General features: G+C 47.9%; 16 protein-coding genes. 7 read left to right on the top strand and 9 right to left on the bottom strand.

Going from position 1 to position 13827, the window contains the following annotated elements; translation table 11 throughout:
* The first annotated feature begins 164 nt into the window (after positions 1-164).
* The 5 genes from ACO05E_RS09325 (at position 165) to ACO05E_RS09305 (ending at position 4277) form a co-directional block, all read left to right on the top strand.
* Complete coding sequence (locus ACO05E_RS09325) at positions 165-1106, top strand: XdhC family protein (protein ID WP_419812663.1); 942 nt, start codon at positions 165-167, stop codon at positions 1104-1106.
* Positions 1107-1242: 136 nt separating this feature from the next.
* A complete protein-coding gene (locus ACO05E_RS09320) occupies positions 1243-1863 on the top strand; it encodes a nucleotidyltransferase family protein (protein ID WP_419812662.1) in 621 nt (206 codons plus the stop codon).
* A gap of 150 nt (positions 1864-2013) precedes the next feature.
* Complete coding sequence (locus tag ACO05E_RS09315; RefSeq protein WP_419812661.1) at positions 2014-2673, top strand: hypothetical protein; 660 nt, start codon at positions 2014-2016, stop codon at positions 2671-2673.
* 177 nt (positions 2674-2850) lie between these two features.
* Complete coding sequence (locus ACO05E_RS09310) at positions 2851-3570, top strand: hypothetical protein (protein ID WP_419812660.1); 720 nt, start codon at positions 2851-2853, stop codon at positions 3568-3570.
* Positions 3571-3626: 56 nt separating this feature from the next.
* A complete protein-coding gene (locus ACO05E_RS09305; RefSeq protein ID WP_419812659.1) occupies positions 3627-4277 on the top strand; it encodes a hypothetical protein in 651 nt (216 codons plus the stop codon).
* On the opposite strand, the gene ACO05E_RS09300 is transcribed toward ACO05E_RS09305, so the two are convergent.
* Entirely contained in the window at positions 4274-5029 is a 756-nt protein-coding gene (locus ACO05E_RS09300; protein WP_419812658.1) for a Nif3-like dinuclear metal center hexameric protein, read from the bottom strand. The two genes, ACO05E_RS09305 and ACO05E_RS09300, sit on opposite strands and share 4 nt — an antisense overlap.
* Before the next feature lie 65 nt (positions 5030-5094).
* On the opposite strand from ACO05E_RS09300, the gene ACO05E_RS09295 reads away from it, so the two are divergent.
* Together ACO05E_RS09295 and ACO05E_RS09290 are read left to right on the top strand one after the other, a co-directional pair.
* Complete coding sequence (locus ACO05E_RS09295; protein ID WP_419812657.1) at positions 5095-6261, top strand: S1C family serine protease; 1167 nt, start codon at positions 5095-5097, stop codon at positions 6259-6261.
* A gap of 58 nt (positions 6262-6319) precedes the next feature.
* Positions 6320-7423, top strand: coding sequence for a catalase (locus ACO05E_RS09290; RefSeq protein ID WP_419812656.1), 1104 nt, complete (start codon positions 6320-6322; stop codon positions 7421-7423).
* A 73-nt stretch (positions 7424-7496) separates the two neighbouring features.
* Here the strand turns inward: ACO05E_RS09290 and ACO05E_RS09285 are convergent, their stop codons facing one another.
* The 8 genes from ACO05E_RS09285 to mlaD all read right to left on the bottom strand — a co-directional run bounded on the left by ACO05E_RS09285 (position 7497) and on the right by mlaD (position 13825).
* Positions 7497-7910, bottom strand: coding sequence for a hypothetical protein (locus ACO05E_RS09285; RefSeq protein WP_419812655.1), 414 nt, complete (start codon positions 7908-7910; stop codon positions 7497-7499).
* Between the two features lie 53 nt (positions 7911-7963).
* Positions 7964-9037 (bottom strand): histidinol-phosphate transaminase, encoded by a 1074-nt coding sequence (gene hisC / locus ACO05E_RS09280; RefSeq protein ID WP_419812654.1) that lies wholly within the window; start codon positions 9035-9037, stop codon positions 7964-7966.
* A gap of 290 nt (positions 9038-9327) precedes the next feature.
* On the bottom strand, positions 9328-10632 hold the full coding sequence (hisD, locus tag ACO05E_RS09275) for a histidinol dehydrogenase (RefSeq protein ID WP_419812653.1): 1305 nt from the start codon (positions 10630-10632) through the stop codon (positions 9328-9330).
* 67 nt (positions 10633-10699) lie between these two features.
* Positions 10700-11347 (bottom strand): ATP phosphoribosyltransferase, encoded by a 648-nt coding sequence (gene hisG, locus ACO05E_RS09270; protein WP_419812652.1) that lies wholly within the window; start codon positions 11345-11347, stop codon positions 10700-10702.
* Between the two features lie 71 nt (positions 11348-11418).
* Entirely contained in the window at positions 11419-12693 is a 1275-nt protein-coding gene (gene murA, locus ACO05E_RS09265) for a UDP-N-acetylglucosamine 1-carboxyvinyltransferase (RefSeq protein WP_419812651.1), read from the bottom strand.
* Positions 12694-12696: 3 nt separating this feature from the next.
* Positions 12697-12933, bottom strand: a complete 237-nt coding sequence (locus tag ACO05E_RS09260; RefSeq protein ID WP_255860814.1) for a BolA family protein — start codon at positions 12931-12933, stop codon at positions 12697-12699.
* Between the two features lie 116 nt (positions 12934-13049).
* Entirely contained in the window at positions 13050-13358 is a 309-nt protein-coding gene (locus ACO05E_RS09255) for an STAS domain-containing protein (RefSeq protein WP_419812650.1), read from the bottom strand.
* Positions 13359-13363: 5 nt separating this feature from the next.
* The gene (gene mlaD / locus ACO05E_RS09250) at positions 13364-13825 is read right to left on the bottom strand and encodes an outer membrane lipid asymmetry maintenance protein MlaD (RefSeq protein WP_419812649.1); all 462 of its coding nucleotides are present in this window, start codon (positions 13823-13825) and stop codon (positions 13364-13366) included.
* Positions 13826-13827 lie beyond the last annotated feature (2 nt).

Genomic DNA, 13827 nt, shown 5'->3' with positions numbered 1-13827 from the left:
TCAACCTTCGAATGTCTGAGATCAAACGCAATTTTATAATTTGGTAAGGCGCTTATTCAGAGTGACCTCGCTGGCATGGATGCCAGGGATGAGCTTACAGGGACGTACTTGTAGCGTGTCACGAGAATAAGTGCCCTACCAAATTTCCCTTTTGAAAAAATTATATGAACGGCAGCAACTGGTATTTATTACAACAACTTCTGAACTGGCTGGAACAGGGCATTGAACCCTGGCTGGCCACAGTACTGGAAACCTACGGCTCGTCACCACGACCGGTAGGCTCCATGATGTTATATCACCCAAGCAAAGGCATTGTTGGCTCACTCTCAGGAGGTTGTATTGAACAGGAACTGGTTGAACAGTTAGCCCATGCAGAGCCAGCTTGTCCGCAGGTAATTCGTTATGGCGGCAACGCTGAAGAGCAGCAACGTTTGCAGCTGCCTTGTGGTGGTCATCTTGATGTGCTGCTGGAAAAAATCAGTGTAGAAAACAGCGGGCACTTTTCACAATTATTCCAGACACTCAAACAGCGCCATCACACCGGGCGCGAAATTCATCTGCACAATGGCGAGCTGGCGATTATCGACGATCAGTCTCTGCCAACGGATATTCAGCGAGATGAGCAGGTGATCCGCCATGCACTACGCCCTCACGATAAATTGTTAATGGTGGGCGCTGGTGAAGTGGCGCGCTGTGTTGCCGATATTGCCAAGAATCTGGGGTTTGAAATTACCCTCTGCGATTTCCGCGATGAATTCCTGCAAGGCTGGCAGGTTGATGGTGTTCACGTGGTTCGAGGGATGCCGGATGACCTGATCGCGGAATCTTTTAACGACCCGCACTGCGCCATTATTGCCCTCGCCCACGACCCACGTATCGACGATATGGCGATGCTGGAAGCGCTGAACTCACAAGCCTTTTATGTCGGTGCGATGGGGTCTCTGAAAACATCGGCTAAACGCCGTGAGCGCTTATCCGAGTTGGGCATAACACCCGAAGCACTGGCGCAGTTACACGCCCCGATTGGACTCGATATTGGCAGCAAAACGCCTTATGAAATTGCCCTGTCGATTGTGGCGCATATTATTCAGCACCGCTATCAGTAAACCAACGACATTAACAGCAAAGCCACTGGTATCACGTATATTTTAACTCTGTGATACCTTGGTTTTTTGATGCAAGTTTGAGTAAAACTGGGTGATGAAAGAGAGGCTGTGCAATGAAGTTATTACGGGATAACACATGACAATTGGTGTGGTGTTATTAGCCGCGGGGCGTAGCCGCCGCTTTGGCAGCGATAAACGTTTAGCAGCCATGAACGATCAGGGCGACTATCTGCTGCTTGCCACATTAAAGCAGATTCAGCGCAGCCAACTTCCTTGTTTTGTGGTGCTGCGCCCGGGCGATGATACCTTAGCCAAGCAGCTGACAAACCTTAATATTGAATGGGGTATCTGCCCCGATGCAGATGCTGGAATGGGCCACAGCCTGGCGTTTGGAGTACGCAACAAACAGGCCTGGAGTGGCTGGCTGATTGCCTTGGCGGATATGCCCTGGATTCAGCCCGAAACCTATCAGGCCATTGCACAGGCGCTCACCGGTGACAATATCGTTCGCCCGGCTCTTATCCCTCAAGATCAGCCGTTTGAGAGCTCAGAGCTTGATAGCCAGAAGCTGAGCAATCCAGAGTTTGGCAACCCAGTGGCCTTCTCTCCACCTTTTGCCTATCAACTGATGCAGTGTAAAGGTGACACCGGAGCACGACATTTGCTCAAAGGTTCACAAGCGATTACTGAATTGATTGTTCACGATCACGGTATTCTCCGCGATATCGACCGCCCTGCGGACTTAAACCCAAGATAAAACCATCGTACAGTTTTACTATCAATTGGTGCAGCCAAATACCTAAAATCTATTAAAAAATTCAGCTGGCACGAATTATCCTAAGTTTGTCTCATTTAACATAGTAAATTGAAGCTATTGAACCATGGTCTTTTTCATAAGGAGTTTTACATGCGTTTTATCAGTGCCTGCCTGCTGTTCTTCAGTGTGGCGTCTCATGCTGAAACCCCACAAGAAACACTGGAGCTTTTATCGTATCGCCTTTCTTCTTCTTTTGATGCGTTTGTTTTTTTTGAAGGGCAACAGCAGTATCTGTCACAGGTAAACAACCTGCTGCAACAGGGCGAAAATTTATTAAATCAGTCTCCGGAAAATCATGGCCAGCTCCAGCAACAATGGCAACAAGCCAAAACACTGATCAGCAACCACCACGATTCAGAGAATACTCAGAACACGAATAACCTCGACTTGCTGGAAACAGAATGGACCTTATTAAATAGCGACATCCAGCAACAAATAGACCAGCTTAAGCAACCTTCGTATTCCTCCGCCAAAGTTGAGCTACAAGTAGAATTAGAAAAGATACTGAGTCAGTACATGCAGCACAGCACAGCTTCACTGGGCGGCTTCAGTGCGTTACCGGGGCAGGACCCAATGGAAGAAGGTATTAAACGAGTGGATACTTTGCTGGCCAGTGATTTCTCGGATAATCAGCAGTTACAGCGAAAATGGCGTTTTATTCGTCGTCCGTTATTAACGTACAACACAAACTCAATGCCATTTATTGTTTTAAAGGTGTTTGATGATATGCGGCAAATCATTCGCACTTAAGCACCAGCTCTGATTAACAGAAGAACAAATCTTGTTTTTTCAGAGTTCAAACAAGCCAAAACGCTGTTAACTAACGTGTCAATTCGGCTTTTTCAAACCAGTGGCTCGCAATGTCCTAATGCTATTCCTGATTAAAGAGTAAATTAGACAAAAAAATAACGACAGAACCCAGATGTCATGATGCGTCTTATTGGCTTAGCCTTACTCTTTATTCATTCTCTTGCTTATGCCGAAACCGAGATAGAACAGCTTGAAATTTTATCTCACCGGATTTCATCATCCTTCTCTGCCCTTGTCTTTTTTGATGGGCAGGAAAAGTACCTTAATCAGGTTAATGATTTTCTTGATCAGGGTGACCGTTTATTAAATCAGATCCAGCTTGATGGCAATCAACCTTCTCAGCAGCAATCGCCACAACACCAATCACCTCAAACTCAATTAAAACAACAATGGCAAAAAGCCAGAGAGCTAGTAGAGTCGAACCGTCAGTCAGTCGCTGATAACCTGGATAATTTTGAATACGAATGGTCGTTAATCAATCAGGTTATACAGAAGCAAATCACCGAGATCCAGCAACAGCATTATAAGAATAAAAACCCGCTGTATTCATCACCTTCCGTTCTGTTGCAAGTAGAGCTGGAAACAATTCTCAGTTTATACATGCAACACAGCACTGAAATTGCCAGCGGCTTCAGTACTCTGCCATCTCAAAACTCCATTGAAACCAGCGTTGCTACCGTTGATACATTATTAGCCAGTGACTTTTCAGATAACCAAAGGCTGCAGAAAAAATGGCGTTTTATTCGCCGTACATTATTAGATCACAATGCGGAATCAGTGCCTTTTATTGTGCTGAAAATCTTTGATGACATGAGAACAATTATCCGCAGCGGCTGACGTATACCTAGGGACTGTTAACAGGCCCTAAATTATTTTTACAGATGGATTTGAACATGCGCCTGATTATTTTACCCCTGCTCTTTATTGCATCACTTTCGTATGCTGATACCGAACTTGAAGAGCTAGAGCTTTTATCGTATCGCCTGTCGTCGGCCTTTGCCGCGTTTATCTTTTTTGAAGGGCAAGCCGATTATCTCAATAGTGCTAAAAAAATTCTGGCGGAAGGTAGCCAGCGTTTAAAAACACTGGAAAATCAGCACTCTGATATTCATTCATTATGGCATCAGGCTGAAGATTTTATCGCCAACAATACCAATCGTTCGTTCGATGGCACCGATGCTACGCTGGAGGCTGGCTGGAGTTTAATGACCCTGGAGCTGCAGGAAAAAATCTCAACTATTAATCAGAACAGTTACTCCTCCAATGCCATTCGCCTGCAGATCGAAATGGAACAGGTTTTGGCGAACTATATGAGATATGCCAATTCATCATTTGGTGGTTACGGCATCAGCCGTTCCGGCAGAACGATTGAAGAGCGGGTCGCCGATATCGATAAAATGATTCCGGAATATTTTCCTGACAACAGGCGATTACAGAATAAATGGCGTTTTATCCGCCGTACTCTGCTGGCCTACAATGAGCAGACCTCGCCTTACATTGTGTTCCGTACATTCGATGATATGCGCAAAATAATCCGGCGTTAAACCGGATTATCAATATCCACAAATTCCACATTCAGACTAAACTCTTCCGCCAGATATTCGCCCAGCGCTTTGGCACCATAACGCTCAGTCGCATGATGACCTGCACTGAAAAAGTGAGTGCCGGTTTCACGGGCAAGATGCACTGCCGGTTCATTAATTTCTCCGGTTAAGTAAGCATCTACACCGGCATCAATGGCGGTTTGTAAGTACCCTTGTGCGCCGCCGGTACACCAGGCAATGGTTTCAATACGATCTTCATCTTCACCGATATGCAGCGGCTCACGCTGTAAACACTCACCAACCCAGGCACGAAACTCTTTGCCACTCATTGGTCGCGGTAAACGGCCAATATTGCCGGGTTTTGAAGGGTCGGCTTCGTCAATCGGGCCATCTACCTCCAGTCCAAGGACATCAGCCAGCTGAATATTGTTGCCATAGATCGGATGAACATCCAGCGGCAGGTGATAGGCAATCAGATTGATATCATTGACCAGTAAGGCTTTCAGGCGCTCTTTTTTGATACCCACCACACGCTCATCTTCGCCTTTCCAGAAGTAACCGTGATGTACCAGAATGGTATCGGCACCACGCTTAATGGCTTCGTCAATCAGCGCCTGACTGGCCGTGACACCCGTCACGATATGGCGAATTTTTTCGGCACCCTGCACCTGTAACCCATTAGGGCAGTAGTCGCGGATGCGTGCACTTTGCAATAATGTGTCGAGGTGCTTGATAAGCTGTTTGCGATCCATAATCCTAGTACCCTTTAAATCTCTGTTCAGACGCAATTTTATGGCGTTTTAAGGAACCCGGGCAAATGCAATCCAAACTCTCTCTGGTATATCGTGTTGTATTGCCAATTTTATTAGGGCTGTGCACCGCGTTAGCCATTCTGATCTGGGCGCCACAGTGGATACAGCCTCAGACCACGGCAAAACCAGATTCCGCTGTACGCCCGACACCTCCGATCAATCTTGGTGTTGCCAGTTATGCTGCCGCCGTGGATGCCGCCGCGCCAGCGGTAGTGAATATTTACACCCGCAAAAACGTCAAACGCGAAAGCCATCCTATTTTTGATGACCCGTATTTTCAGCAGTTTCTGCAACAAGCACCGCAACAAAATGAGCGCATGCAATCCAGCCTTGGCTCCGGCGTGATTATGTCTGCTCAGGGGTATGTGCTCACCAACCACCATGTGATTCGCAGTGCCGATGAAATTGTAGTGGCTCTCAGAGACGGCCGGGAAGCCAATGCATTATTGGTTGGCGCGGATCCTGAGGCCGACCTGGCACTGTTAAAAATCGACTTACCTGCGTTACCGGTAATTAATATTGCGTCACAGCGCAGCCAGAGTATTGGTGACATTGTGCTCGCAATCGGCAACCCTTTTGGTGTTGGTCAAACCGTGACGATGGGTATTGTCTCCGCCATTGGCCGTAATCATCTGGGATTAAATACCTTCGAGAATTACATCCAGACCGATGCCGCTATTAATCCGGGCAACTCAGGTGGTGCCCTGATTAATGCCTATGGCGAGCTGGTTGGAATTAATACCGCCATTTATTCTCAGTCCGGTGGCAGTGAAGGTATTGGTTTTGCCATTCCGGCTGAAATCGCCACCAATATTCTGAATGATCTGGCGACCCATGGTGCAACCATTCGTGGCTGGCTGGGCATCGAAGTACAGGAAGCGACTCCAGAACTGTTACAACGTCTGGGACTGCCACAAGCGTTAAACGGACTGATTGTTACCGGTATTTATCCAGCGGGGCCAGCAGCCCGCGCCGGGCTGGCTGTGGGTGATATTCTGACCATGATTAATCATCAGGATGCCGCCGATGCCAAAGCCGCAATGAATCAAATTGCGTCGTTGCGCCCGGGTGATAGTATTGATATTGAATTATTACGGGGCGGCAGAACCGTAACCACACGCGCAATTGCCGGACAGCGCCAGTCTCAAAACCGTCAGCCACAAAATCGCTAGCCAAAAAAATGATAATAAAACACTAACCGCTTTAAGCTTGATGCAAAAGGACTTGAATATGCAGCAGATAAAAATATCGACGTTACTGATTGCGGCAGGCCTGACGTCTGCCTGCAGTGATATACCGGACCTTCCATTAGGGCAGGAGTTACAACCGGACGGTGAAGAGGTCACCATTAAAAATATCAGCACCCTGTTGATTGATCACCTCACGGAGTTTTATAAAGACGAAGCTGTGCTGCGCGATACACACCCCAAGGACAACGGCTGTATTCGTGGTAACTTTACCATTAACCCGGATATTAATGCCGCCTACCAGCAAGGGATTTTTCAGCCCGGTGCGCAATACCCGGTGTGGATGCGCTTCTCCAATTCGGTTGAAGAAATTACCAGCGATCATGAAAAAGATTTCCGTGGTTTAGCAATGAAGCTGACTCAGGTGAATGTTGGTCAGCGATTACCGAAACCGGGCGATGAACAACAGACGCAAGATTTTTTATTCCTTGGTCACGATGCCTTTTTTGCCGCTAATCCTCAGGAGTTTTTCGACTTCTTTGACGCTAACTTTAATGGCTCACGACTGGCCTTTTTAGCCACTCACCCACGTGGGGCCTGGAATATTCTGACCGGCTCTAAAGTTTATAAAAACCCACTCAGCGTAAAATGGAACAGCGTTGTTCCGTTTGCACTGGGCCTGCCGAAAGTTCAGCAGGATGGTACTAAGGTGTATCCACAAGTTGTCCGCTATGCCCTGCAAACCTGTCAGGATAACCCGGGAGAGATTACTCCATCGGAAGACTACTTAGCGGAGAATCTGGCGGAACAGTTAAAAGACGGCACTGGCTGCCTGGATTTTTATTTCCAGTTCCAGAAAGATCCCAAGAAGAATCCGATAGAGAATGCCTTATTTGGCTGGGATGAAGAGCAAACACCCTTCGTAAAAGTAGCTCGTATTGATATTCCAACGCAGACCTTCACTTCTGAAGCACAGAAAACCTTCTGCGAAAATATTTCCTTTAATCCATGGCATGGTATCGAGGAGCATCGCCCGCTGGGCGGTATCAACCGCGCGCGTCAGGTGGTGATGAAAGATATTTCCGATTTCCGCTTACAGATGAATGGTGTTGAGCGCTTTGAGCCAACGGGTGAGGAAGTGTTCTGAAAACCAAATCCTAATTAACCCCAAAACTCTAACTGATCCCCAAAATCTTAGTCAGACTTTGGGGCTATTACTTTTATATTGCAGGACCATCGATCTCATTTAACGCTAGGCCATCTAAATTTTCTAAAGCGTTAACTAACTCTTTTCGTAGCTGAGAATATTCGGCTGAATCTCCAAATCCGGAACGATATTGGAAGGAGTCGAGAATTACCTGTGCATCATCAATACGAACACCGACACGAAGTGCACTATCCCCTCCAGAGGAGTAATAAAGTAAAACCCCATTCGGCATATCAGAAGACAAAGCATCATGTAGCCCTAAACGAGTTACGATTGGCTCTATTTGGGCCCTGATTGCCTCTGTCAACTGATACAATTCATCACTCGCTGGCTCAGCCATCAAATAATAGTGATTGTTACTATATACAGTACATCCTACGAATAAGGCCGCGTAAAAAATGATTAATATTTTTATAAGTTCACGCATACCCTCTTCCTATAAAAACTAAACTTATTCAGCACTTATTTTAATTCAGCTTCTTATCTCAAAGCTCCAATCAACGCCTGATTCTCTTCCGCTTTACCCACAGTAAAACGCAAACAGTTTTCCAGCAGAGGATGACCACCATCCAGACATTTAATAAGAATCTTCTTCTCTTTTAATTCAGAAAAGATAGTTTTGGCTTGCTGGCCTTGTGGGCAACGCGCCAGAATAAAATTAGCTTCTGACGGATAGGTTTCAAAACCCAGCTTTTCTAATTCAGTATTTAACCAGCTACGTTGCTGAACCAACTGATCGCACTGATCCAACAATACATCGTAATATTTCAGAGCAAATGCCGCAGAAGCCTGCGTCAAAACATTAATATTGTATGGCATACGGATTTTATTAATCTCATTCAGCCATTCCGGGCGACCAAACAACATACCTAAACGTAAGCCTGCCAAGCCCACTTTCGATAACGTACGCATCACCAGTACATTGTCGTATTGATCCAACCAGTTAAGGTGATTACGGCTGGAGAATGGTAAATACGCTTCATCAAGAACCACCAGCCCATTGCTGGCTTTAACGATGGCATGTAAATCATCCTCGCCCCATAAATTACCCGTTGGGTTATTCGGTTGAGCAAGGAAAATTAATTCTGGCTGTTGAGTGTTAATCGCGTCCAGCATGGCTGGCATATCCAGTGAGAAATCGGCATTGAGTGGTACGCCGACATAATCGATACCAATAAAGGTCGCGATCATTTTATACATCACAAACCCGGGCTCTGGTGCCAGAATTTTTGCACCAGGTTTAGCAATCGCCATAGCTAGTAACTGAATAATTTCATCCGAGCCATTACCCAGCAAAATATCGTATTGCGCTGGCACCTGCATATTCTGACGCAAGCCTTCGGTCACTTGTGGTGCTGTTGGATGTGGATAACGATTGAGCTGGCAATCTGCCAGAAGTGTTTGCCATTCCTGTACCATTTCGGCGGGCCAGGTAAATGGATTTTCCATCGCATCCAGTTTAATCATGCCGCTGGCGTCGCCCACTGGATACGCCTGTAAGGCACGAATTTCCGGGCGAATAAGTTGTTCTACCTGATCAGTGATGGAGGTCATAAATTTTCTCGATTTTTTAATCGCGTATTTATTCAGCATTGATGCGCTCAACACGCCATAAATACATCCATGTAGGCTCTACTATGGCATCCATGCCATAGAAGGTTGATCGCACCAACACTGAATACTTACGCTTAAGCCGATAAGAATTAAAAGGCAGGATCTTTTTAAAGCAGAGACAGGATGTCTCGGTAGCGCGGCAGGGCCATGGATGGCCCTTCGGCGCGGCGGCTAAAAAGATGCCGCCTTTTCATTCTGAACTAAAGGGGCTAATTATCTTTAATTCGATGCTACTTTTTAATTCGGTACTCAGCCGAACGTGCGTGCGCTTCTAAGTGCTCACCACGCGCCAACACAGAAGCCACTTTACCCAGCTCTGACGCACCATCCGGCGAACACATAATTAATGAGGAACGCTTCTGGAAATCGTACACACCTAACGGCGAAGAAAAACGCGCCGTACCAGAGGTCGGTAAAACGTGGTTTGGCCCGGCACAATAATCACCCAGAGATTCAGACGTGTGACGACCCATAAAGATCGCACCCGCATGGCGAATCTGCGGTAATAAAGCTTGTGGATCTTCCACCGATAATTCTAAGTGCTCTGGCGCAATACGGTTGGTCACTTCTAACGCTTCATCCATATCCGCAACGTGCACCAGCGCCGCACGGCCAGACAGCGAAGCACGAATAATTTCTTCACGCTGCATATCCGGCAGTAATTTATCAATGCTGGCTTTCACCTGATCCAGAAAATCAGCATCCGGAGAAATCAGAATGGATTGTGCATCTTCATCGTGTTCCGCTTGAGAGAACAAGTCCATGGCAATCCAGTCCGGATCGGTCTTGCCATCACACACCACCAGAATTTCTGATGGGCCAGCAATCATATCAATGCCTACCGCACCAAATACCTGACGCTTGGCCGTCGCCACAAAAATATTACCCGGGCCAACAATCTTATCGACTTTAGGCACGGTCTGGGTGCCATACGCCAGTGCCGCAACCGCTTGTGCGCCACCCACGGTAAATACCCGGGTAACGCCAGCAACCGCAGCCGCAGCCAGTACCAGCTGGTTTACTTCACCACCCGGCGTTGGTACCACCATGATGATTTCCTGCACACCGGCCACATGCGCCGGTAATGCATTCATTAATACTGAGGACGGATACGCTGCTTTACCGCCCGGCACATAAATACCAACACGATCCATCGGTGTAACCTTCTGGCCCAGCATGGTGCCGTCGGCCTCGGTGTACTGCCAGGAATCCTGCTTTTGTTTTTCGTGGTAGATACGCACACGCTCAGCCGCTTTTAACAGCGCCGTACGCCGCTCATCCGGCAGTGTATCCAACGCCTGTTGCAGCTGCTCCTGAGTCAGTTCTAACTCAGCCATAGTGGTGGCATGCAGGTGATCAAAACGATTGGAGTATTCCACCACAGCATCATCACCACGCGCTTTTACGTCGGCGAGAATGTCGGTGACAATTTGCTGAACCTGATGATCAGATACAGCTTCCCAGGCTAACAGCGCATCCATTTGCTCGGCAAAATCGCTTTGAGCCGAACTTAAACGACGAATATCAATGCTCATCAGTACCTACCTAAGAAAACAGCTCCCGCGCTATTGATTAAAATCCACAGGAGCGAAATAACAGAAATTATTGGGCGTTGCGTTGGCGCTCAACGGCGGCCGCCATTTGATCAATGATGGGTTGAATCTGGGCGTGCTTAACCTTCATCGCCGCACGACCGGCCACCAGACGAGAGCTGATTGGCGCAATTAAATCACGCGCTTCCAGGCCATTGGCTTTCAGTGTATTACCGGTATCAACGATATCCACAATCATGTCAGCCAGATTCATAATCGGTGCGAGTTCCATACCACCATAAAGTTTGATGATATCGACCTGACGGCCCTGCTCCGCAAAATAGCGCTTCGCCACATTCACAAACTTAGTCGCGACTTTTAAACGACCTTGCGGCATCTGCGCATCTTTAACCGCTGCCGTCATCAGGCGACAAGTCGCAATATTCAGATCCAGTGGTTCACACAGGTTGTCACTGCCGTATTCCATTAACACGTCTTTACCGGCAATGCCTAAATCGGCAGCGCCATATTCAACGTAGGTCGGCACATCCACCGCACGCTGCACAATCAATTTAATATGATCGTGGTTGGTATCAAAAATCAGTTTACGACTCTTTTTAATGTCCTCAACCGGATGAATGCCTGCCTCCGCTAACAGCGGCAGGGTGTCATCTAAAATACGGCCTTTTGAAAGGGCAATGGTTAACGGTTGAGTCATTGTGTTTACTCTTAACTAATTTTTTCGACTTAATCTTTAATGGATTTCCAGATTTGACCGGAGCCCAGGCTTTATTTTGAGCCACCAGGAACACGACGAATATTGGCGCCCAATTGCTGGAATTTTTCTTCAATACATTCGTAACCGCGATCAATATGATAAATACGGTTCACATCAGTCGCACCTTCAGCAACCAGAGCAGCAATCACCAGCGAGGCCGAAGCACGTAAATCGGTTGCCATCACCGGAGCAGACGATAGCCCTTCTTTACCGGTGATAATGGCGGTATTACCTTCGACGTGAATATCGGCACCCATGCGCATTAATTCATTAACGTGCATAAAGCGGTTTTCGAAGATGGTTTCGATCACGGTGCCCGTGCCTTCCGCAATGGCGTTTAACACCACAAACTGGGCCTGCATATCGGTTGGGAATGCCGGGTGAGGAGCGGTTTTAACATTCACCGCTTTCGGGCGACGGCCTTCCATATCCAGCTCAATCCAGTCCTCACCGGTGGTGATTTTGGCACCGGCTTCTTCCAGCTTGTGTAATACCGCTTCCATCAGCAACGGATCGGTGTCTTTGCATTTCACCCGACCACCAGTCACAGCAGCAGCAACCAGATACGTGCCGGTTTCAATCCGGTCTGGCAGAACATCAAAGCGACAACCCTGCAGAGCTTCAACCCCTTCGATCACCAGCGTATCGCTGCCAATCCCTTCGATTTTAGCGCCCATGGCAACCAGACAGTTGGCCAAATCCACCACTTCTGGCTCACGCGCCGCGTTTTCAATGGTGGTTTTACCTTCAGCCAGAACCGCCGCCATCAGTACGTTTTCGGTACCAGTCACGGTGACGGTATCAAAGAATATATGCGCGCCTTTCAGACGACCGCCCGGTGCTTTGGCTTTGATGTAGCCATCAATCACTTCGACTTCGGCACCTAAGGCTTCCATACCGCGAATGTGCAAATCCACCGGACGTGAACCAATGGCACAGCCCCCCGGCAGAGACACTTCGGCTTCACCCTGTTTGGCCAGCAACGGGCCCAATACCAGAATGGAAGCACGCATGGTGCGCACTAAATCGTAGGGAGCCACACAGCTGTTCATTTCAGAGATATCGGTTTCGACCGACATATCTTCATTGATCGCGACCTGGACGCCCATGCAGCCTAACAACTCCAGCATGGTGGTGATGTCGTGCAAATGCGGCAGGTTGCCAACGTGCATCACACCATCGGCCAGCAGCGTGGCAGCAATAATAGGCAGAGCCGAGTTTTTAGCACCGGAAATACGGACGTCACCATCAAGGCGGTTGCCGCCTTTAATTTGCAAGCTGTCCATGAATTAAGCTCCGGCTTTTTCAGCAGGAGTCAGGGCGCGAATGGTCACCGCGTGAACACGGCCATCGGCAATATAAGGATTAAGGATTTTATACACAAACTGCTGACGCTTAACGGCATTGAGGCCATCAAAAACCTCACCAACGCCTTCTACTTCGTATTTGTAACCATCACCATCCACAAACCAGTTTACTTCTGGAGCTTCGGATTGCAGAACTTGCAGGATTTCCGCCGGAGTCATAGGTGCTTCACTACTCAGTTTGACAAAAGCGCCATGATAGCGGATTTACACCAGAAAAGCAGGCCTGTCCGACCTGCTCTGTTTCACACGATTTAATCGATGATGATTGCTGCAGATTAAGCCAACAGCGGCTCAAATAATGGCTCAAGATCGCTGATCTCAAGAATGGGCTTCATATGCCCGGGCAGGTTTTCGATCTTGAGTTCAACCTTGTGCTGTTGTGCGGCACGCAGCCACTCAAGCAGCAAGGCAACACCCGCACTGGAGACCCGTTCAACACCACTCATATCCAGTGTCCAGAGCGACCCTGCCTGAGCAATCTGCTGTTTACCCGCTTCAACCACCGCCACCACGGTGGTATTAAGTAAATCGCCCGACAGCTGAGCGCGGTTATCATCAGTGCTTCGTAATTCCGCAGCGGCCATACTGATCAGCCTTCTTCTGCTTTATTAAACAGGAAGCGACCAATCAGCTCTTCCAGCACAATGGCTGACTGAGTATCTTCAATCCAGTCGCCGTCTTCGAGGAATTCATCTTCCGCGCCAACCGTCAGACCAATGTATTTTTCCCCCAGTAGGCCCGCCGTCAGAATCGCCGCCGAGGTATCCAGCGTTAACGTATCCATGGAGTTATAAATTTCCATTTCCACGACGGCCGAATACCACTCAGTATCCAGGTAAACATTGGTTACCCGACCAATGGTCACCCCGGACATCGACACTTTGGCGCGCTCGGTTAGACCCGCTAGATTCTCAAACCGGGCTTTGATGGTATAAGTATCACCATTGCTTTGTGCCGATAAACCACTGACACGAAATGCCATCAGAATCATGGCGATGATCCCCATCACCATAAAGGTTCCCACCGTAAGCTCCACAAAACGCATACGCATGA

This window comes from Bacterioplanoides sp. (assembly GCF_965226395.1).
Lineage (GTDB): Bacteria > Pseudomonadota > Gammaproteobacteria > Pseudomonadales > Oceanobacteraceae > Bacterioplanoides.
The sequence above is the reverse complement of the archived record's forward strand: the minus strand, read 5'-3'. Positions and strand labels throughout refer to the sequence as shown.

Bases quoted from the DNA above. Each gene is read 5' to 3' on its own strand.
- ACO05E_RS09325 (WP_419812663.1), top strand. From the start codon at position 165: ATGAACGGCAGCAACTGGTATTTATTACAACAACTTCTGAACTGGCTG.
- ACO05E_RS09320 (WP_419812662.1), top strand. From the start codon at position 1,243: ATGACAATTGGTGTGGTGTTATTAGCCGCGGGGCGTAGCCGCCGCTTT.
- ACO05E_RS09315 (WP_419812661.1), top strand. From the start codon at position 2,014: ATGCGTTTTATCAGTGCCTGCCTGCTGTTCTTCAGTGTGGCGTCTCAT.
- ACO05E_RS09310 (WP_419812660.1), top strand. From the start codon at position 2,851: ATGATGCGTCTTATTGGCTTAGCCTTACTCTTTATTCATTCTCTTGCT.
- ACO05E_RS09305 (WP_419812659.1), top strand. From the start codon at position 3,627: ATGCGCCTGATTATTTTACCCCTGCTCTTTATTGCATCACTTTCGTAT.
- ACO05E_RS09300 (WP_419812658.1), bottom strand. From the start codon at position 5,029: ATGGATCGCAAACAGCTTATCAAGCACCTCGACACATTATTGCAAAGT.
- ACO05E_RS09295 (WP_419812657.1), top strand. From the start codon at position 5,095: ATGCAATCCAAACTCTCTCTGGTATATCGTGTTGTATTGCCAATTTTA.
- ACO05E_RS09290 (WP_419812656.1), top strand. From the start codon at position 6,320: ATGCAGCAGATAAAAATATCGACGTTACTGATTGCGGCAGGCCTGACG.
- ACO05E_RS09285 (WP_419812655.1), bottom strand. From the start codon at position 7,910: ATGCGTGAACTTATAAAAATATTAATCATTTTTTACGCGGCCTTATTC.
- hisC (WP_419812654.1), bottom strand. From the start codon at position 9,037: ATGACCTCCATCACTGATCAGGTAGAACAACTTATTCGCCCGGAAATT.
- hisD (WP_419812653.1), bottom strand. From the start codon at position 10,632: ATGAGCATTGATATTCGTCGTTTAAGTTCGGCTCAAAGCGATTTTGCC.
- hisG (WP_419812652.1), bottom strand. From the start codon at position 11,347: ATGACTCAACCGTTAACCATTGCCCTTTCAAAAGGCCGTATTTTAGAT.
- murA (WP_419812651.1), bottom strand. From the start codon at position 12,693: ATGGACAGCTTGCAAATTAAAGGCGGCAACCGCCTTGATGGTGACGTC.
- ACO05E_RS09260 (WP_255860814.1), bottom strand. From the start codon at position 12,933: ATGACTCCGGCGGAAATCCTGCAAGTTCTGCAATCCGAAGCTCCAGAA.
- ACO05E_RS09255 (WP_419812650.1), bottom strand. From the start codon at position 13,358: ATGGCCGCTGCGGAATTACGAAGCACTGATGATAACCGCGCTCAGCTG.
- mlaD (WP_419812649.1), bottom strand. From the start codon at position 13,825: ATGCGTATGCGTTTTGTGGAGCTTACGGTGGGAACCTTTATGGTGATG.